This window comes from Echinicola rosea (assembly GCF_005281475.1).
Classification (GTDB): Bacteria; Bacteroidota; Bacteroidia; order Cytophagales; family Cyclobacteriaceae; genus Echinicola; species Echinicola rosea.
In genome coordinates this window covers 398,712-419,281 of the sequence record NZ_CP040106.1, presented here as the reverse complement: position 1 = coordinate 419,281, position 20,570 = coordinate 398,712, and the positions used below count along the sequence as shown (strand labels likewise).

At 44.1% G+C, this 20,570-nt stretch carries 12 protein-coding genes and 1 tRNA gene; 8 read left to right on the top strand and 5 right to left on the bottom strand.

Translation table 11 applies throughout. From position 1 onward, the window contains the following. Nucleotides 1–301 precede the first annotated feature (301 nt). The 7 genes from FDP09_RS01860 to FDP09_RS01830 all read left to right on the top strand — a co-directional run bounded on the left by FDP09_RS01860 (nucleotide 302) and on the right by FDP09_RS01830 (nucleotide 15,103). A complete protein-coding gene (locus FDP09_RS01860) occupies nucleotides 302–3,388 on the top strand; it encodes a SusC/RagA family TonB-linked outer membrane protein (RefSeq protein ID WP_137401031.1) in 3,087 nt (1,028 codons plus the stop codon). A gap of 121 nt (nucleotides 3,389–3,509) precedes the next feature. After that, entirely contained in the window at nucleotides 3,510–5,255 is a 1,746-nt protein-coding gene (locus FDP09_RS01855) for a RagB/SusD family nutrient uptake outer membrane protein (protein ID WP_137401030.1), read from the top strand. Nucleotides 5,256–5,456: 201 nt separating this feature from the next. Beyond that, nucleotides 5,457–6,008, top strand: coding sequence for an RNA polymerase sigma factor (locus tag FDP09_RS01850; RefSeq protein WP_137401029.1), 552 nt, complete (start codon nucleotides 5,457–5,459; stop codon nucleotides 6,006–6,008). A gap of 151 nt (nucleotides 6,009–6,159) precedes the next feature. After that, nucleotides 6,160–7,329, top strand: coding sequence for a FecR family protein (locus tag FDP09_RS01845; RefSeq protein WP_137401028.1), 1,170 nt, complete (start codon nucleotides 6,160–6,162; stop codon nucleotides 7,327–7,329). Between the two features lie 133 nt (nucleotides 7,330–7,462). Further along, entirely contained in the window at nucleotides 7,463–10,783 is a 3,321-nt protein-coding gene (locus FDP09_RS01840) for a TonB-dependent receptor (RefSeq protein ID WP_229683295.1), read from the top strand. A 4-nt stretch (nucleotides 10,784–10,787) separates the two neighbouring features. Further along, the gene (locus FDP09_RS01835) at nucleotides 10,788–12,458 is read left to right on the top strand and encodes a RagB/SusD family nutrient uptake outer membrane protein (RefSeq protein ID WP_137401027.1); all 1,671 of its coding nucleotides are present in this window, start codon (nucleotides 10,788–10,790) and stop codon (nucleotides 12,456–12,458) included. Between the two features lie 14 nt (nucleotides 12,459–12,472). Next, nucleotides 12,473–15,103, top strand: coding sequence for an alkaline phosphatase D family protein (locus tag FDP09_RS01830; protein ID WP_137401026.1), 2,631 nt, complete (start codon nucleotides 12,473–12,475; stop codon nucleotides 15,101–15,103). Nucleotides 15,104–15,432: 329 nt separating this feature from the next. Here the strand turns inward: FDP09_RS01830 and FDP09_RS01825 are convergent, their stop codons facing one another. The 5 genes from FDP09_RS01825 to mltG all read right to left on the bottom strand — a co-directional run bounded on the left by FDP09_RS01825 (nucleotide 15,433) and on the right by mltG (nucleotide 19,726). Further along, nucleotides 15,433–16,302 (bottom strand): type II toxin-antitoxin system HipA family toxin, encoded by an 870-nt coding sequence (locus FDP09_RS01825; protein ID WP_137401025.1) that lies wholly within the window; start codon nucleotides 16,300–16,302, stop codon nucleotides 15,433–15,435. Nucleotides 16,303–17,101: 799 nt separating this feature from the next. Further along, nucleotides 17,102–17,186: transfer RNA gene (locus tag FDP09_RS01820), tRNA-Ser, on the bottom strand. 134 nt (nucleotides 17,187–17,320) lie between these two features. Then, complete coding sequence (locus tag FDP09_RS01815) at nucleotides 17,321–18,262, bottom strand: YihY/virulence factor BrkB family protein (RefSeq protein ID WP_137401024.1); 942 nt, start codon at nucleotides 18,260–18,262, stop codon at nucleotides 17,321–17,323. Between the two features lie 12 nt (nucleotides 18,263–18,274). Then, nucleotides 18,275–18,679 carry an acyl-CoA thioesterase gene (locus FDP09_RS01810; RefSeq protein ID WP_137401023.1) on the bottom strand — a complete coding sequence of 135 codons (405 nt, stop codon included), beginning with the start codon at nucleotides 18,677–18,679 and terminating at the stop codon, nucleotides 18,275–18,277. Nucleotides 18,680–18,682: 3 nt separating this feature from the next. After that, nucleotides 18,683–19,726: an endolytic transglycosylase MltG gene (mltG, locus tag FDP09_RS01805; protein WP_137401022.1), complete on the bottom strand. Its 1,044-nt coding sequence runs from the start codon at nucleotides 19,724–19,726 to the stop codon at nucleotides 18,683–18,685. 173 nt (nucleotides 19,727–19,899) lie between these two features. On the opposite strand from mltG, the gene FDP09_RS01800 reads away from it, so the two are divergent. Continuing rightward, nucleotides 19,900–20,529: an L-threonylcarbamoyladenylate synthase gene (locus tag FDP09_RS01800; protein ID WP_137401021.1), complete on the top strand. Its 630-nt coding sequence runs from the start codon at nucleotides 19,900–19,902 to the stop codon at nucleotides 20,527–20,529. The last annotated feature ends 41 nt before the right edge of the window (nucleotides 20,530–20,570 follow it).

The following is a 20,570-nucleotide window of genomic DNA, read 5'->3' as shown; positions in this document are numbered from 1 at the left end:
CGATTTTGCAACTAGTATTACCCAACTGTGATGAATATTAAGTGGTGTTAAATTTTGAGTAGGGATAATTAATATAAGCCTAAACTATCCGTAACGGGCTCTCGTGATATATCATTTACTTTTGGATCGTAAAAAAAAGGTTGTCTCAATTAAATAATTTGACTGCCATTTTGATTTAAGGAAGGATTTTAAATTAACCTTTAACAAGAGGGTGAGATTTTTCCTGTCGTCAAAATGACAAAGAATGAGACAGGTGTTCAAGAAGCATTGAAAATTTTCAGTTATCCAATACTTAAATTTTATGATTTCAAATTTACGATTTTCCAAAGTCCTCTATGCCTCGGCGAGTTTAGCTTTGTGGGCAGGGGTTAGTGCCGCTCCTCAACAATTATTCGCAAAAGGGAAGGGAGAAGCGCTTGTTTCAAAAGGAGATGATTCGTTTTTGGCCTTAGTACCAGTAAGAAAGACGGTTTCCGGTACGGTTCGAGATGACCAAGGAGTCCCCTTGCCAGGCGCTACCATTCGAGTAAAAGGAACTACCAATGGTACGGTTACCGATATTGACGGCAAATTTTCTATTGAAGTAGAAGAAGGTGCTGTGCTTCAAGTTTCCTTCGTTGGCTTTGTTGCACAAGAGGTGCCAGTAAATGGGCAGACCTCTTTTACCATTCAGTTGGTTTCGGATGCCACGCAACTTGATGAGATGGTGGTCGTGGGGTATGGTACCCAGAAGCGGTCAGACATTACCGGAGCCATTGGGTCGGTTAAAGAAGGAGAATTCAATAAAGGGGTGATTTCTAACCCCGTGGATCTCCTGCAAGGTAAAATGGCAGGGGTAAACATCACTTCGACGAGTGGTGAGCCAGGTGCCGCCCAAAACGTGATCATTAGGGGGATCGGCAGTTTGCGATCGGGAACACAGCCTTTATATGTGTTGGATGGTTTCTTGCTGGACAATTCCGATACGGGTATTGCATCCAATCCGCTCAATTTCCTGAATCCAAGCGATATAGCAAGTATCGAAGTGCTAAAAGATGCCAGTGCCACGGCACTTTATGGATCAAGGGCTTCCAATGGAGTGGTGGTAATAACCACAAAAAAAGGAAAATCCGGAGCCACACAAATGAATCTGTCCGCTTCTACCGCCTGGTCTTCCATGGCCAATAAAATAGATGTGTTTAGCGCGGACCAATTCCGTGAACAGGTAGTGGCTGTAGGGGGTGACCTGGAAGATTATGGTGGAAATACCGATTGGCAGGATGAACTGACCCAAGTGGGCTTTTCGAAAAACATCAATTTTTCGATGAGCGGATCCAGTTCCAGCAAGTTTTCCTACTTCGCTTCTTTGGGGTATCAGGACCAAGAGGGCATCCTGAAGAACAGTGAGCTGGAGCGCTTTTCTGGTAAACTGAATATGAACCAGAAGGCTTTTGACGGTAGGCTAAACGTAGATTATAACCTGACAGCTTCCCATACGAAAAACCTACGGCCAAGCATCGGCTCGACCATCAGTGATATGCTGAGCCTTAATCCTACGGTTCCTACCTATACCGATGGAGAACCCACTTTGCTCAATACCAATGCCCTGAACCCATTGAAGCGATATGAGCTATACAGTGATGACGCAGCAAACAACCGGATCTTGGCGACGATTTCCCCTTCCTTTGAAATTTTGGATGGGTTGACTTATAAGCTTAATTTGGGCGTGGATTATTCCAGCACCAATCGCTATCAGCAGTACCGGCCTTATACAGCAGTCATCAATGAATCCAATATTTCCGACGGTACATTGGATGAGGGAATCACTGAAAACACCAACAAACTGGTAGAAAATACGCTGACCTATAATTGGCATAATTATAAGCACAACCTGACAGTGCTGGCCGGTCATTCCTTCCAAACCTTTCTGGATGAGTACCGGTTGACCTCAGCCAGGGGATTTGCTGATAACAATATAGAACCTCGGTACCAGGACCATACCAGTACCACAGAGTATCCAACTACGGTAAGTTCATCAGCCGTTAAAAACGAACTGCAATCCTTCTTTGCAAGGGTAAACTATACGTTTGACGAAAAATATTTGTTTACCGGTACCTTCCGGGCGGACGGTTCTTCCAAGTTTGGAGAGAACAACAGATACGGTTATTTTCCTTCCTTTGCTTTGGGTTGGAACATCACCAAGGAAGACTTTATGAAAGGTTCCTTCTTTGACAACCTTAAGTTAAGAGCGAGTTGGGGACAAACGGGTAATCAGGAAATTCCTTCCAAAATCACGAAGGCAAGTTATTCTGAAGATAGGCTGTCCGAAGGAAATGCCAGTCTCAACACTTATCCAATCGATACCGATGCCACTTCCCTGGATGGCTATCCTTACGGTATCGTCTTCACCAGATTGGCCAATCCTGACTTACAATGGGAGGTGTCCACCCAAATTGATTTTGGGATTGATTTTGCCTTCTTTGACCACCGGCTGACGGGTACCTTGGATTACTTCAACAAAGTGTCGTCGAATATCCTACTGGAAGTCGTTCCTGCGGACCCAGTAGAGCCTACACCTACTTATTGGGACAATATCGAGAACATGAAAATCCACAACAGCGGGATTGAGCTGGCCTTGGATTATGCGAGTGATCGACGTGGAGACTTCTCCTATGCCATTGGTGGTAATGTGACCTTGATCAATAATGAAGTGAAGGATTCTCCCTACACCGTATTGACCACAGGTGCTGCTCAGGGTGCCGGCCAGACGGGCGCTACCATCAACGGGTATATCAACGGAGAACCTATCGGTGCCTTTTACATGCTTGAGTTTGATGGCATTACCGAGGATGGTGTCAACAGGTTTAAGGATACCAATGGAGATGGCGAGGTGCTGGACAATGACCGTGCCGTGGTCGGAAGTGCCATTCCGAAGGTGATTTATGGTGCACACATGAACTTTAATTACAAGTCCTTTGACTTAGGCCTGAACTTCAATGGTTCGGCAGGAAGTAAAGTGTACAACCACACCACCATGTCACTGTTTACGAAGGCACAATTGGCCAGGTCCAATAATACGACGGATTTTGCAACACAATATCCGGAGGAGTCTTTTAACAATTCCAACACGGTATCTACTCGCTTCTTGGAAAATGGTTCATACTTCAGACTGAACAATGCTACCTTGGGCTACAACTTGAATTCCGACCGGATTGGTTTGGGAGATGCCTTCCAGAATATCCGGATCTCCGTAACGGGCCAAAACCTGTTTGTAATCACGGATTATAGTGGGTTTGATCCTGAGGTAAATACCGGTTCTACCTCCGGAGGAATCCAGACATTCGGTATCGACCGGTTTACCTATCCTAGGGCCAGGACTTATTCAATCAACCTGAACTTGACCTTCTAAAGTTGCTGGAAGACAGTAAACGTGATGCCCGGTAGGGCTTCAGGGCTGCTTTACGGCACAATTGATAGAAAGGATTTTAATTCTGAACATCACAGTTTATACAAAAGAAAAAAACATGAAAATGAAAAATATAATGTTTAACAAAACACTTCTGATAGCAGCAGGGATCGTAGCCTTTTCCAGTTGTACGACGTTGGAAGAAGAAGTGCTGGACGAGTCCTTGACCGGCACAGGCCAAGCGGAAGTAATCAGCGGATCCATCGCTCCTGTGTATGGGAACCTCCGATATGTGTGGAGGCACACCAATAACTTCGGCCTTCAAGAGGTGGCTTCTGACGAAGGCATCCTTCCTTACCGAGGAGGGACGGATTGGTTTGATGGCGGCAAGTTTATTGCCGTTCACCAGCACCTGATGACACCGGGAAACGGCCTGGTCGGAGATACGTGGTCCAATATAACCCAGACTTTGTCAAGAGCTATCTTGGCAGAGGAAAGGCTACAGTTGGAAGTAGAAAATGGCAATTCTGCCGCCCAAGATCCTTTATACGAAATGGTAGCCATGAAGGCATATCTCAATATGCTCGCGTTGGACAATTGGGGATTGGTATTCAGGAAAGAAAGCTCTGACGATTTTTCAGAAATCCTTCGAGGCGAGGAAGCAGTAGAGTACCTGGAGAGCGAATTGTTATCAGTGGTCGATGTGATCAATAGTGATAAAGGTCCAGGCAGGCTGAACAGATATGCAGTGGAGGCATTGTTGGCTCGATTGTACCTGAATGCAGCGGTGTACCGTGATCCATATGGCACTCCGGACTTCCGCCAAGAGGACATGGACAAGGTGATCGAATATACGAGCAATATCATCGATGGGCCATATGAATTGTCTTCTGAGTATTTTGACCTCTTTAGCGATGACAATAACAGTAGTCCGGAAATCATATTTTCACTGGACCAAAGAGGAGTGCTCCAGACCGAGCACAGCCGATGGGCATACTGGTCCATGTCCGGTGACCAAGTGCCCAGGCCGGAATTTCCAAGCACTCGGGGTACCGATGCTGTCGCGGCCACGCCTGATTTTTATCAGTCTTGGGTGGATGCATATGGCGATGTCGATCCTGCCGATGCGGATGCCCGTTTTTTCAAGGAAAACACCGTTATCCCAGAAGATCTTCGGGACCTTAGCGGTGTGAATCCAAACAATGATGCGGATCACTACTACTGTGTGGAAGCATCGGAGTTTGAAGTGGACAGGGGAATCCTCCGCAATATCATCTGGGGACCCAGAAAGGACGAGAGTGGTAATATCATGACCTGCGATGATGGCAGCGTGCGGATCTATCCTGTGATCAATAGACGAAGCAGCGGTGCCGACCTGCGCTACGTGGACCATACTTTAAAGGTAGATTTCACCACTGAGGGAAGCTTGCACAATGCGGGCTACCGGTTTTCCAAGTACCAGTTTAGCCACACGGCGCCCAACTGCTGCTACTACAGTAGTGTGGATTTGGTCTTGATCCGTCTGGGCGAGATCTACCTGATGCGTGCTGAGGCCAAGCTTCGCAATGGGGACAATGCAGGTGCCCTCGCCGATGTGAATACCTTGAGGACTTCCAGGGATGCCCGTCCTGCGCAAACTCCTGCTCCTTTGGATGCCATTAATTTAGATGTTTTGTTTAGGGAATCTGGCTTTGAGCTGTACTGGGAAGGTCACCGAAGAACCTACCAGATCCGTTATGGCAAATACGAGGACAGCTGGACCGAAAAGAACGATACCGATGTCAACAAGCGCTTGTTTCCGATTCCGCAAAGGGCTATTGACGGTGCCTCTAGCCAGCCGGGCTTCTTGGAGCAAAATGCCGGTTACTAATTATTTATAAACCTTTTTAATAGTAAAGCCGATGAGGATGACTCATCGGCTTTTTGGATTTTATCTTATATTTTCCGATAAAACCCGGAATATGCATTAGCCTATCTACGCTACGGTGCACAGGTATTGCGTCTTAGAAGAATGGATTATCGCTTAGTTTTTCTATTTTGCACCATAAGTAAGTAATTATATCACCCAGGTTTGAGAATAGAGGATAAAATACTATTAAGGGAAATTCAAAAACAAAACAAAGATGTTTTCGAAGCGCTTTTTAATGACTATTACCCGAGTCTGTTGAGGTATGCAGAGGGGTTTGTGTTTGAGGGTGGATTATGCGAGGATATCGTTCAGAATATCTTTGTGCATATTTGGGAACAAGCTGAATATTTAACTATTACTACTTCCTTTAAATCCTACCTCTATGCATCCGTCCGCAACCGCTGCCTAAACCATATTAGAAATCTTAAGATCCAGGACAAGCACCATTTGCTTTATTTGGAGGCAAGTTTAAACGACTCTGATGTAGATTGGGAAGAGGCAGAGATCAACAAAAAAGTCGAAAGTGCCATTGAAGCACTGCCTCCTAGAATTGGTGAGATTTTCCGGCTGAAGTACATGGAAGAGAAGTCCGTACGAGAAATCGCCCAGCAGCTGGAGATTTCCGAAAATACCATCAAAACGCATCTGCTTAGGGCCAAGGGGAAATTGAGGAAATCACTGAGGGAATCCTTGAATTTGAATCTTTTTCTATAACCGAATAAATCGAATTAGCTTTCCTTAAAGTTTGTTGTTGCTGATTTTATTGTTCTATTATTTTGATTTTTTTATTGATTGTGAAATAAAATTACATTTTTTGTCACCCATTTTTGAATCTCATGTGTCCTATGGTTAAATAACAGGATAGGTGCATAAAAATCTGGTAAATATTGACTTTTCTATTCTTTGGAAGAAGGTGCATGATTCACTGAGCGAAGAGGAAGAAGAACAATTCAAGGCATGGATTGAAGAAAATGCTGATCATCAAGCTTATTTTCAGCATTTGGCCAACTTCTACAAGAACGGGTCTCAGTTTAAGGTTGAAGATGGAACAGGGAAGAAAAGTTGGCTCGAGTTTTCTGGTAAATTACATCCTTCCAAGAAAAGAAAATGGCGCATCGGCAGTTATGCTGCTTCAATCGCCGCAGGTTTTGCCTTGTTGCTGGTATTGACAGCGATACTGAAGCCTTCCTTGTATATTAATGATCCCAAAGAAAATAAGGAGGCCATCATTGGGCCAGGGACCGATAAGGCTATTCTCCTGATGGATGACGGGACCTCTTATGATCTTTCGTCCATGACGTCCCTGGACCTGGAAGATGGAGGGGCTCAGATCACAAGCCAAGGAAAATCCCTTCAATATAAGATGGATGAATCTGCGGATGTTGAAGTAAAATACAATACACTTTTAGTCCCCCGAGGAGCTGTTTTTACCCTTAGCTTGGTGGACGGGACCCAAGTTTGGCTCAACTCAGGTTCTACGCTTAGATATCCTACTGCATTTACTGGCCAAGAAAGAAAGGTGGAATTAAGTGGTGAGGCCTATTTTGAGGTGACCAAAAACCCCGACAACCCTTTTCGAGTAATAGCAGACCAGCAAATAGTAGAAGTGCTAGGGACAGCATTTAACATTTCCTCTTATAAAGAAGAGCCTTCTGTCCTTACCACCTTGGTAGAGGGGAAGGTAAACGTATTTGTTCAGGATAAGCCCCTACAAAAGCAAGTTTTGACGCCTAGTGAGCAAAGCATGTGGGTCAAAGGAGAAAAACGTATCGAAAAAAGGACCGTTGACGTCCGCGAATATATCGCTTGGAAAGATGGGTGGTTTTACTTTAAAGAAAAACCTTTAGGGGAAATCATGGAGTCCCTTGCCCGCTGGTATGATGTGGAAGTGAAGTTTGAAAACCAGAAAACAAAGGAGCTTCCTTTTACGGGGCGGATTAGAAAACACGAAGACCTGAAAGAAGTATTGGTTTTATTGGAAAAAACCCGAGATGTACAAATCGAAATAGAAAGGAGGACCATTATTATAAAATAAAAACGGAGGATGCTACCAACATCCCCCTGAAAACGATTCGAATAAATCAAATCTGTTTACTTAACAACCCAAAATTATGAAAAAAAAACCCATTAACCTACCCTTCGGGCCGAGGGGTAAAATGCTATTAATCATGAAGCTCACCCTGATTCTAGTGATGGTGGGAGTGATGAAAGTCTCGGCAAGTGCCTATTCACAAAATGTGAAACTCAAACTGGATTTACATCAAGCCTCTATAGAGCAAGTGTTTGAAGAAATTAAAAACCAAAGTGAATTTAGTTTCTTATATCGCTCGGATCTGATCAAAGAAATCCCAAAAGTGGACATCAACTTGAATAAAGCAAGTTTGGAAAAGGTATTGGATCAGCTTTTGATCCCTTATTCATTTGTCTATGAAATCCACAATAAGACTGTAATCATTAGAAAAAAAGAAAGAACTAAAAAGGATGAAGAAAATTTACAACAAAAGATAGACTTGATTGACGTCACCGGAACCGTCACTGACGAAAACGGGCAGCCTATTCCAGGTGCCACGGTACAAGTGCAGGGTACCACGCGGGGCAGTGTGACGGATATTGATGGGAAATACAGTATTGAGGTAGAAGAGGGAGCTGTTCTAATATTTAGTTTTATCGGCTATCAACAGCAAATGGTGGAAGTAGGTAATCAGACAGTGCTCAATATCTCTTTGTCACCAGACATGAAATCGTTGGACGAGGTGGTAGTGGTCGGCTATGGTACCCAGAAAAAAGTAAATGTGATTGGATCCGTTTCTCAGATTTCATCCGAGAGCATTGAAAATCGACCTGTACCGAATGCAACCCAAGCCCTAGCAGGGCAGATGCCTGGAGTTACCGTTATCCAGCGCTCCGGTCGTCCCGGCGAAAGTAGTGGATCCATTCGTGTAAGGGGAGTTGGTTCTTTTGGGGCTACTCCGGATGCCCTAGTGATCATCGATGGGATACCTGGCACCTTGGATGATATCAACCCAAATGATATCAAGTCAGTTTCGGTGTTAAAAGACGCCTCCTCTGCAGCTATTTATGGGGCAAGAGCAGCAAATGGTGTTATCCTGGTAACTACAAAAAGTGGTAGCGAAAGTAAATTGACAGTAAGCTATAATGGTTATGTTGGTTTCAATGAAGCTACAGAGCTGCCTGATTTGGTCAACTCGTGGGAGTACGCAGAGATGTACAATATTGCTTCAGGAAGTAACAGTTATACCGAGGAGGATATTGAAAAATACCGAAATCAATCTGACCCAGATAATTATCCCAACACCCGTTTTTTGGATGAATTGTTTTCCAGAAAAGGAGTACAAACCGGTCATACAATTAGCCTGAACGGTGGAGGCGATATACACAAATATTTTTTATCTGCGGGATATCTTGGGCAGCAAGGGATCATTGAAAAGAACAATTATAACCGATATAATATCCGGTTGAATTTGGAAAGTGACCTCGCGGAAAACCTTACAATGACCACCAGGTTGTTTGGTACCTATGAAGAGCGAAATGAACCCCAGGCTACCGCCAATAAAGGAGGAGAACTTTCCGATCAATTGATCCAGAATTCTTTGCGTTATCCGGCGGTGTATTTGGGGCAGGCTTCAAATGGGGATTTTGGCATTGGTCCTGAGAGTGGAGGTACTCCTGTCTCTTGGTTACAGTCAGCCTCTTACCTGAAGAACCCTGAATCAAGAATGGGCGTCAATATTAGGTTAGCCTGGGAGCCGATAAAAGGGCTGGTGCTAACTGGAATCGGAGGTTATAATTTTACCTTGCTTGAGGAACGCTCTTATTTGGCCTCTCAGAGACTCAATGATGAGGTGTACCTTGCCCAATCCTATTTGAATCAGTACAGCAACAAAGAGGTGTATAAAACCACCCAGTTTTTAGCAGAGTATACCAAGGAGATAAATAATAATCCTTTGGACCTTCTGGTGGGCTACTCCTTCGAAAACCAAATCCTTAGTTACTTTAATGGTTACCGTCAGGATTTTCCAAGTAATGACTATACCGTGCTTGGCATGGGAGGTGCAGACAACCAGCTTTCAGGAGGGTATGACGATGAGTGGGCGATACAGTCTTTGTTTTCGAGAGTAAGGTACAATCATGATGAGAAGTACCTGGTCGAAGCTACAGTCCGTTATGATGGCTCTTCAAGATTTCCCGAAAGCAACAAATATGCCCTCTTCCCTTCAATGGCCTTGGGATGGAGGCTTTCGGAAGAGAACTTTTTCCAAAATGTAAACTGGGTATCCGATCTTAAGCTAAAAGCTTCTTGGGGGGTATTGGGCAATCAGAATATTGGCAATTATCCTTACCAAAGAGTGTTGCAGTCAGGGAGGAATTACCCTATTGGGGGTGGCATAGCGACTGGTGCAGCTTATTCCACGTACAAAGACGCAGATATTAAGTGGGAATCCACCACCACTACGGATGTTGGGTTTGAAGCTGGTTTTTTGGAAGGGAAGCTTACCTTAAATGCCACTTATTTCAATAGGGCCACTACTGATATTTTGTTCCAGCCTTCCGCCAGTGTGTCTACGGTCTTGGGGGTCAGTATGAGCGAAACCAATACCGGTGAAGCCAAAAACTCAGGATTCGAATTTGATTTGGGATACCGAAATAGCAGCGGAGATTTTGAGTATTCTTTTGCAGGAAATTTTTCCTTGATCAATAACGAAGTAGTAACCCTTGGATTAGGTAATGTGGAGCAACCGAACGGATTTGTAGGGAATGGTTCCAATCTGTTTATTGGATACCCCATGGAAATGTATTATGGCTATCAATCAGACGGGGTTTTTCTTAACCCAGAGGACATAGGTGATTGGGCGGATCAGACTGCAGTCAATCCTAATCCTCAAGAAGGGGATATTCGGTATATGGACATCAGTGGTCCGGATGGAGTGCCAGACGGGCAAGTAGATCCTACATATGACCGAACCTATTTAGGAAGCCGTATACCAAAATACACCTTTGGATTTAGTTTTGGCCTAAAATACAAAAGCTTTGATTTCTCTGCTTTGATGCAAGGTGCGGCGGGAGTAAAAGGACTGTTGAATAACTATGCAGGATGGGCCTTTTATAACTTAGGTAATATCCAAAGATGGCAGATGGAAGGACGGTTTGATCCGGACAATCCTCAGCGTTACCCCGATTATCCACGACTGGAGGTCATCACGAATAGTGGCACACCCAATACGGTGCTTTCAGATTTTTGGGTAATGAATGCGGCTTACCTCAGAGTGAAAAACCTACAGCTTGGCTATACCCTTCCCGAGGCGGCTGTTGAGAGAATAGGGCTTCAAAATGCGCGACTGTATTTGAGTGGAGAAAATCTTCTCTCCTTTAACTCCTACAGGCAGGGATGGGATCCGGAAATCAATACTTCCGGTGCATACTATCCTGTCTTGGCAACTTATACTTTAGGTGTAAATATTAAATTCTAAGACCATGACATTTACCAAAATAATACTTGATAATATAAGACATAGTTTTACATCTCCGGTGGTTTTGAGCATTGTTCTGCTCTTGACCATTTCCTGTGAGGATAAACTTTCCCAATACCCATCAGACGCTTTTGCCCAAGAGAACTTTTGGAAAACCGAATCGGACGCTCTGATTGCTTTGACCGGTATGTACCGTGGATCCATTGAGTTTGGTACACAAGTCGTACCCAGTGATTGGTGGACATATTGTGGGATCGTGTTTTTGGAGTTGGCTACTGATAATGCTTATGATCGTCGAGGAGATAATTCGACTATAAACAGATTGACCAACGGTACCTTGCTGCCCAATAATAATGTCATTAATGGGTATTGGGAAGGATCCTATAAAAGAATTGCGATATGTAACGATTTTCTGGAAAATATAGGGGGCGTAAATATGTCCACAGAGAAAATCCAACGCATGACTGCCGAGGCCAGGTTTTTACGGGCAACCCAATATTTTTACATGTCTCAGTTTTGGGGATCGGTGCCTTTGGTGACGGAGACCTTGACACCAGAGGAAGCCAATAATGTAATGAAAGAGGAGAAGTCGGTTATTGTGAAATTTGTCATGGATGAACTTTCCGCAGCGGTTCAAGACCTGCCAGCCTATGGGGAGCTACAGTCCTCAGAAATAGGAAGGGCAAGCAAACAGGCGGCATTGGCATTTCTGGGTAGGATGTACCTTAGTGAGGAAATGTTTACAGAAGCTTCTGAGGTCTATAAGCAAATTATCGATTTGGGAGACAATGAAATTGATCCTGACTACCAATCCTTGTTTAACCCCAATGGAGAAAATAGTACCGAAAATATTTTCAGCTCACAATTCACTCCGGGGCAGGCACCAAACGCTTTGCCGCAACATAGTTATCCGGCTATTGCTGGAGGATGGCATTTTGTCAATCCTCTGGGCAGCTTGACTGATGCCTATGGTTTTGATGACGGAAGCCCTCTTTCCTATGAGGACCCAAGGTTCAATTATGATAATATGGGAGAGAATAGGGATCCTCGATTTAGGTATAATTTCCTGTGGAACAACAGCACCTTTGGCTCAAATGTATATAACTGTCACCCTGATGCGGTCAGTTCGGTAGATCAGCTCACTTACTCAAAGCAAGCCACCAGAAGTGGGTATGGTCTAAGGAAGTTTTTTGACGAATCCTTTTCTGGAAATCTAAGGAATGACTATGGGGGAAATATTCCAATTATTCGATATGCGGAAGTATTGCTGAGCTATCTAGAAGCGGAGCTGGAAGCGGGAAACCCTATTACCCAGGAATTGCTTGACTTGACTATCAATGCGGTCCGTGGACGCGCTTCGGTGGGGCTTCCTCCGATTGAGGAGACCAATGCGGAGGCTTTACGTCCGATCTTGAGAAATGAAAGAAGGATAGAGTTGGCTTTTGAGGGGATACGCCTATGGGATATTTTTAGGTGGGAAATTGGTGGAGAAGTGTTGGTTGGGGATTTTTGGGGTGCTCCTTTTCCCGATTCTGAAAAATACGCCACTACCTCCAAGAAGCTCGACCCAGCCTATAGGTGGTATGTGACCTCCAAGAACTTTAGGCCCGGGGTGGATGACCAATGGCCTGTCCCAGAGACTGAGGTGAATATCAATCCTAATCTTGGCCAATAATCAATATTAACAATATGAAAAGAAGACATGCTGTAAAAGCGATTGCCTTAAGTTCTGTTGCTCCACATGTTTTATTGGCTGGGGGAGCAATGACCAAGGCGAAGGAGAGACCTATAGCCCTCGCTAAGAATAAAAGCCATGAAAGTCCTTGGCACCTCTGGCCAAACATGAAGTGGATTGGTCCGGGATATTGGGGAAACAGGCTTCAGGACTGGGAGATCAGGGATGGGCAGGCCACCTGTGTGGTTCATGGTAAAAATAGAACCCTGTACACATTGTCCCATGAATTAGGAGATCAAGAAGACCGGTTTGAGGTCGTTGTAACAATGGACTGGTTTGGAAAAGGCGAGAGCGCCAAGCCAAGTGCATATGCTGGTTTTCGCATTGGGGCAAAAGGTAAAATGGATGACTATCGATCAGCTGTGGTATTTGGCAAAGGCCTTGATGTAGGTGTCAGAGGGGATGGGACACTGTTTATTGGCGACAGTGAAGGAGACCAAGAAGTAAGCTCGGTAAGCTTGAATCGACCTTTGAGGCTGAAATTAGAAGCAGAACCCAATGCGGGGCTTTATGATTTTAAGTTGACAGCTCTTTCGGAAGAAGATGTGTTGGCTGTTCATCAGGTTGGGGGCATTGCACCTAAGGTGGTGTCAGGAGGATTGGCATTGGTGGCTCATTTTCCCGACGAGCCCAAACAGGAGCTGGAAAACCCATCGGTGGCCTTTTCCCATTGGGAGCTGAAAGGAGGCAAAGTTTTGCAATTTGATGATCGTGAATTTGGGCCTATTTGCTTTGCCCAATATACCCTTCATGATAAGGTGCTTAAACTGAATGCCCAGCTTGCTCCAGTGGAAGATGTTTCTGGCCATAAGATATGGCTAAAGGTCAGAAAGGATGGAAAGTGGAAAACCATTCAGGAAGGCACAGTGGATCCCATGGGGAGGGTGGTGCCTTTTAGGGTAGAAAATTGGGAGGCATCCGAGGCTGTTTCCTATCAGGTACATCTTGAACTGCCACTTTTAGAGGAGGTTAAGGTCTTTACATACGAGGGGACTATTGCCAAAGAACCTGTAGGTGAGTCCCAAGTGAAAATGGCCGTATTCAGCTGTAATGCAGATTACGGTTTTCCAGATGGGGAGGTAAGTGATCATGCGTCCATGCATCAGCCAGACCTTGCGGTCTTTTTAGGTGATCAGTTTTATGAAGGCACGGGAGGATTTGGGATACAAACTTCCCCCATAGAGAAGGCTTCTTTGGACTATCTCCGAAAATGGTACATGTTTGGCTGGTCGTATTCGGAAATATTCCGCCATATTCCCAGCGCTTTTATCCCTGACGATCATGATGTCTATCATGGGAACGTGTGGGGTGAAGGAGGAAAACACGCTCCATCGGATGAAGGATGGGGGTATGTAGCTCAAGACCAAGGTGGGTATAAAATGCCACCTGAGTGGGTGAATATGGTGCAGCGTACCCAAACAGGGCATTTGCCTGATCCCTATGACCCTAGTCCGGTGAAGCAAGGAATTGGTACCTATTATACCGATTGGATATACGGCGGAATAAGTTTTGCGATTTTGGAAGACAGAAAATTCAAGTCTGCGCCACAAAACGTCCTTCCAAAAGAGGCAAAGGTTAAAAATGGTTTTATACAAAACCCTGATTTTGATATTAAAAAACACTATGCTATTGAAGCAGAATTACTGGGAAAGAGACAGCTGGAATTTCTTGAAAATTGGACTGTCCACTGGCCCAATTCAGTACAGATGAAGGCGGTTTTGTCCCAAACAAATTTCTGTACTGTAGCTACATTGCCTGAAGGCAGTATTATTGACAGTATAGTCCCAAAACTGCCTATTCCGGCGCCGGGAGAGTATGTCATGGGAGACGAGCCTACATCGGACATGGATTCCAACGGATGGCCACAAAAGGGCAGGGATGAAGCTTTGAAAATTATCAGAAAGTCCTTTGCCTTGCACATAGCAGGCGATCAGCATTTGGCCAGCGTCGTGCATTATGGCGTGGATGACTTTGGAGATGCTGGTTTTGCCTTTGCAGGGCCAGCACTCAACAATCTTTTTCCGAGGAGGTGGTGGCCCAAATTGACCGGAGATCATCAGCCCATTCCAGGAAAAACCAAGAATACTGGTGATTTTCATGATGGATTTGGAAATAAAATGACCGTTCATGCAGTGGCCAACCCTTCCCAAAGTGGAAGAGAGCCTGCTCTTATTTATGATAGGGCGACTGGATATGGGGTAGTGACATTTGACAAGGCTGCAAGAACCATGGAGATGGAATGTTGGCCCCGGTATGAGGATCCAAATAAAAATCCAAATGGCCAATATGAGGGTTGGCCAATTAAAATTAATCAAGATGATAATTATGCTAGGGGAGTTTATGGGTACCTTCCATTACTGAAAATAGAAGGCCAGCCAGACCCTGTTTTAAAACTGGTCAATGAAGGTACCGGTGAGACGGAATACTGTTTAAGAATTAAAGGAAATAGTTTCAGGCCAAAGGTATTTGACGATGGAAAATACACCGCAGTGATCAATGAAATGGAATCAGGTACGTCGAAAGTGCTGAAAGGATTGACACCAACCAATGATCAAGAAGCGGTCAGGGTGATTTCCTTTGGATGAGTTGTTTTGCATTATTTATGAAATGAGGAATAAATCAAGTGAAATATATGCTAGAAACTTCAGTTCGATTATAAAATCGTTTCCGTATAGTGGTCGGAACATGCCCTGCGAGCCTGCCTTGGCTCCAGACAGGGTTTAAGGGAGATTTGAGGGATGGAGGCCGTGGCAGTTCGCCGCAGCGAACTGCCACAATTTAGCTGTTTGGGATTTGTAATCCCGAACCGGGATAATGGGGATTTAAAATCCTATAGGTTTTAAGCAAAAATATGCGTTAGCCTGACGGCTATGGCCTGAGCAGACAGGTTCGTATGACGTGTTTAATACTAAAATTAAGTCGAGCTCAGGTTATTAAAGGAGTAATTCAACGACTTCAGCCGCTCTTGGTACGTCTGCGTATATAGCTTTTTGGCTTCCTCATTGAGAAAACTCCTGTAAATTAAGGATTTGACTTCGGGTTGCTCGGCGATGTTGTTTGACAAGATTTTCGTAGTTCGTGATTCCAATAGCCCTATTCTTATACCAAATTCATAGAAGTCGTCATAGGCATAAAATGCATTGGCCTTGTAGCTTTCGGTTTCATAATCGTTTTCGAAATGGCCGTCTTTTGGTGCGAGTTCCGGATTTTTTACATGGAGCTGGGAATTTGTCAGGTCATAAGCGGGACTCAATTGATAATCTCCTGCAGGGGTTTCGAAAAGACTGAAGTTTTTCAGGTGGGCATCTCCATTGGAAATCAGGAAATTGAACAGTACCATTTTATAGAAGTTTTCCAAAACTATGGGAGCAGCAGTGGTATATTGTTTTATGAGGTCTGCAATACCTTCATAGCTGTAATTGTATTTGAATTCATCACCATCGGTTTCCTTTGTTTTGCCGGCTAGCGTGGCAAAATCCTCGATCCCTAATTTTCTTCCGTTTTTCACTACATCAAACCTTTTGGTGAGATAAGCGGGTTCTCCATTTTGAAAGAATATCAAGGCGTTTTCAGCGGTTGTCATTCCATATACTTGCATGGTCAGGTGCTCATTTGCGGGAACCTGGTCCACCCATTCCAAATCCCTAGGGATTGATTTAGGGATATAAGTGCCCTGTTCACCTGCTTTGGTCAAGCGGATTACTCCATTATCCCAAATTACAGATAATTTTTCCTGGACTCCGGAAATGGATATTCGTTTCCGGTTATCCATCAATGCTGCCATTTCCTGATCATTATTGGATTGATGACTCCGGTATGGTAAGAAAAGGCTTGTTTTTTTACCTTCAAACAACGGGTACTATTAAGTCTCGTGATCGGGTGCTAGTGTGCCAGGGCAGTTTGTAATCTTAATCATGGTTCATTTAAGGGGTGGACAGTGATGGGGCCAATGGTTTCTTAAGGGATATAGCCTATGAGATTTCCAATTATAAGAGTATTGCCAGTACAGCTTGGTATGTGATTGCTAGTAAGTTGAAGAATGTGGTTTGGAGGTAGAGAAAAGGGTAAACTAATACCCTTTTGAATTTGATTTTTTGAGTTCTTCCAAGATTTCCTTTTGAAGTTGGATAACGTCATTGATTCTTAGCATCCAAGCACCAAGCCACCTAACTATAAGAATGAAGAGTAAGAAAAACCCAAGACAAGATAAGAAGTAAATAAATGCTGCACCAGTAGCTAGGGATTGCGATAAAATAAAGAGTAGATCTGTCATTGTTATATGATATATAGTTATAAAAACGTTTAAATTACTAAAAAATAGGAATAATTCAAGGTAATGCCAATGTCTATTGATGGAATGGCAACTGCTTTATAAAAATAGTGACAGGATTAAAAGGAAGGCTATAACTGTAAATACAATGAGGAAGGTGAAATTGTCTTTTTCAGGAGATGATTGGTCAGTATCTCTGATAGTTGAATTTTGGCTATTTAAAAAACTTGTTCTTAAACAAGGCTGGTTCGCCCCTGAATTAAAAACAAAAACCCTAACTCATTGCTTTTAAGCGAGTTAGGGTTTGCTTGTGCAGAGGAGGAGGGATTCGAACCCCCGGTACCTCGCGGTACAACGGTTTTCAAGACCGCCGCAATCGACCACTCTGCCACTCCTCTGGGTCTGATGCGTTATGTTTGTAGGACATTTGTGTTTGTCTTACGGTTTGCAAAGGTACTACTTCTTGGGGAAATTACAACGGTTTGGGAAATTAAAATTAGCTTTGGCTGGTAACTTGTTGATTTTATGTGGACTAATTTTCGGGGAAGTCCTTTTTGGCTGCTTTTGCAAGGCTGACATTGATTTCAAAGCATACCAATATGATAAATGACGTGATCAGGATCCATAGCATCAGTGCGATCATGGTGCCAATCGAGCCATAGAGCTTGTTGTAAGAGGCGAAGTTGTTCAAATAGAATGAAAACAGGTAAAACCCAAGCGTGATCAGCAGGCCCGCTGTCACTGATCCTGCAGAAAAGAAATGGAACCTGTCATGGACAGCAGGGGCAAAGTGAAAGATAAATGAGGTGGCCAACATAAAGAGAAAGAGCAGCACAAAAAACCGCAGGGATGCCAGCAGCAAATAGAGGATATTGCTACTACTGGACACGATTCCGTATGCAGTGAGTATGTCAAGTGCTTTATTCCCAAAAATCATGACCAATACCGCTGCACATAGGTTAAGCACCAGGAACACAATGATCATTACAGCGATCAGTCGGGTTTGGACGAATCCCCTATTTTCTTTGGTCCTGTAACAGGCGTTGAAGGCGCTGATCAGGGACACGATGCCGTTGGTGGACAGGTAAAGTGCCATGAAAAAACCAAAGGAGAGCATGCCCTGTCGCGGACGGCTGATGATGTCCTGTACCGTCGCCTCAGTGCCTTCAAAAAGTGGGGGAGGCAGTATCTCTTTTACTAGAAAAAGGATGTTTTCAGGGGTAACTTCCGGGAAGAATATTTCTATAAAAGGCAATAAGTTCAGTAAAAACAGGATTAAGGGAAACAGCGCTATTGTGAAGTTAAAAGCCACGGCGCTGGCGCGGTCATCGATTTCGTCCTTTTGTACCTGATGGATAAAAATCTTTCCTACATCATATAGGTTTTGGTCTGGGTTTTTGAGGTGTATCCGCCTAAGCTTTTGGGCATAACTGTCCAGTTTTTGCAATATGTCGTGCACTCGTTTTTTGACCATTCGTGCTGTAGGCTAAAAGTAAGCTTTTAATAAATCTAACAAATCTGCAGGAGGTCTGCACGGTCGGTGGTTGTCTTTTTTTAGAAACGTAAGCAGTGTGTATCCTTGGTGGATCAGGATATCTTCCTCATTGACGATTTCGTAATCAAACCGTATTTTGATCCCTGGCATTTCTTTGATGATGGTTTTGATGGTCAATAGCTCATCGTAACGGCCCGGTCTGAGGTAGTTGCTGTGGCTTTCGAGCACTGGCATGATGATGCCTTGGTCCTCCATATCCTTGTACGAAAAACCTATTTGCCGAAGCGACTCCACCCTTGCCACTTCAAAATACATGGCGTAATTGCCATAATAGACATACCCCATTTGGTCTGTCTCTGCATAGCGTACTCTTACGTGGGTTTCTGCTGTAAACATAGGCTAATATACGTTGGCTTGGTTCAAGGCATTTTGGTATTTCCTGGCTTGGATCAGGTGGTCACGGAGATTGGTTGAGAAAACATGATATCCGGAAAAGTCCTCCTTGGCGCAGAAATAGAGGTAATTGTGCTGATCATAGTCGAGTACGGCCTCCAATGAGGAGATGTCCGGTAAGTTGATTGGCCCAGGGGGCAGTCCCGTGTACATGTAAGTGTTATAGGGGCTGTCAATTTCTTTATGGACGTTCAGGACCCTTTTGATGCTGAAGTCCCCGAGAGCGAATACCAAGGTAGGGTCGGCTTGTAACGGAATGTTACGTTCCAGCCGGTTAAGGTAAACACCAGCGATCTTGGGGCGCTCTTCCTTTTTGGCGGTTTCTGCCTGCACGATAGAGGCCAGTGTAGCGACCTCTGTTCTGGTCATACCCAGTGAGTCGGCTTTTGCGATGCGAGGTTTGGTCCAGAATTTATTATATTCCCTGTACATCCTGTCAAAAAGCTGTTCTGGGCTGATGTCCCAATAGACCTCGTACGTGTTTGGGATAAACATGCTCATGATCGTCTCTTCGGTAAAGTCGAATTTACGGATGTAAACGCTGTCCTGAAGCAAGGCGAGAAACCGATCCTGCGAAAATTCCAGGTTTTTGGCGATTTTTTCTGAGAGATCTTCCTTGGTCCTGATGTTGTTAAAGGTGATGTCAATCGGTGTTTGGCGTCCTGAGCGGAGAAGGGTGACCAATTCCTTATTGGATAGCTTTGGGTGGATGATGTACCGGCCAGGTTTGATATTTTCCTGATATTTCAGCATTTTGGCTACGAAGCTAAAGGAAATCACGTCTGTGATAATGTCGTTTTCGGTCAGGCTATCAGAAACCTGTTGGAAGGTGGCGTTGCTGGGGATTTTCAGCTCTGCGGGAACATCTGATTCCGTTAAGGTGTTTGGACTGAAGAAGACTTGATAAAAATAGAAGGCAAATGAGCTGATCAATACTGAGATAGCGACCATTGCTATCATATAATATTTTTGGTTCTTTTTCGTAATCATGGTTAATTTATCGAGGCAATTCCTGGCTAGGTACAAAAATAGGGAAATGATATGAGTGAAGATACTTATTCATACACAAATGTACGCAACTAGTAAAAAGTGTTAGTTGTTTGGTGCTAAATTTGATAAATTGACAACTATAATCCTTAATCCTCTGAATCAATATTTAATCTATGGCAGCCTCATTTATAAAAATATATCCTGAAAACCCCCATCCGCGCGAAGTAAACCGAGTGGTGGAAGTACTTCGGCAAGGGGGGGTGGTGATCTATCCCACGGATACTATTTATGGGATTGGATGCGATATTTATAATCAGAAGGCCATTGAAAAGATTTGTTTGATCAAGGGGGTGAAGCCTCAAAAGCAAAATTTCTCCTTTATCTGCTATGATCTCAGCAATATATCCGAATATACCAGGGTGGTCAGTACCCCCGTATTTAAGGTGATGAAGAAGGCCCTTCCGGGACCTTTCACCTTTATACTTGATGCCAATAACAAAGTGCCAAAATTATTGCACAGCAAAAAGAAAACGGTGGGGATACGCATCCCGGATCATAGCATTCCACGTATATTGGTAAAAGAACTTGGTCAGCCTATTGTCACTACTTCCATTCGTGATGAAGATGATGTGCTGGAATATAGTACCGATCCCGAATTGATTTATGAAAAATATAAGGACCTCGTGGATGTAGTCATTGATGGTGGGTACGGGAATAATGTCGCTTCCACGGTCGTCGATTGTACAGGTGATGAGATCGAAATCGTCAGGCAGGGGCAGGGGGATTTGGAAGAAATGCTTTAGAAGGTGATGCCAAAAGATAGATAGCGCAAAGTTTTGACTAT

Coding starts and splice junctions, on each gene's coding strand:
- FDP09_RS01810 (WP_137401023.1), bottom strand. CDS start 18,679: ATGTTTACAGCAGAAACCCACGTAAGAGTACGCTATGCAGAGACAGAC.
- FDP09_RS01835 (WP_137401027.1), top strand. CDS start 10,788: ATGACATTTACCAAAATAATACTTGATAATATAAGACATAGTTTTACA.
- mltG (WP_137401022.1), bottom strand. CDS start 19,726: ATGATTACGAAAAAGAACCAAAAATATTATATGATAGCAATGGTCGCT.
- FDP09_RS01840 (WP_229683295.1), top strand. CDS start 7,463: ATGAAGCTCACCCTGATTCTAGTGATGGTGGGAGTGATGAAAGTCTCG.
- FDP09_RS01815 (WP_137401024.1), bottom strand. CDS start 18,262: ATGGTCAAAAAACGAGTGCACGACATATTGCAAAAACTGGACAGTTAT.
- FDP09_RS01800 (WP_137401021.1), top strand. CDS start 19,900: ATGGCAGCCTCATTTATAAAAATATATCCTGAAAACCCCCATCCGCGC.
- FDP09_RS01830 (WP_137401026.1), top strand. CDS start 12,473: ATGAAAAGAAGACATGCTGTAAAAGCGATTGCCTTAAGTTCTGTTGCT.
- FDP09_RS01825 (WP_137401025.1), bottom strand. CDS start 16,302: ATGGCAGCATTGATGGATAACCGGAAACGAATATCCATTTCCGGAGTC.
- FDP09_RS01860 (WP_137401031.1), top strand. CDS start 302: ATGATTTCAAATTTACGATTTTCCAAAGTCCTCTATGCCTCGGCGAGT.
- FDP09_RS01855 (WP_137401030.1), top strand. CDS start 3,510: ATGAAAAATATAATGTTTAACAAAACACTTCTGATAGCAGCAGGGATC.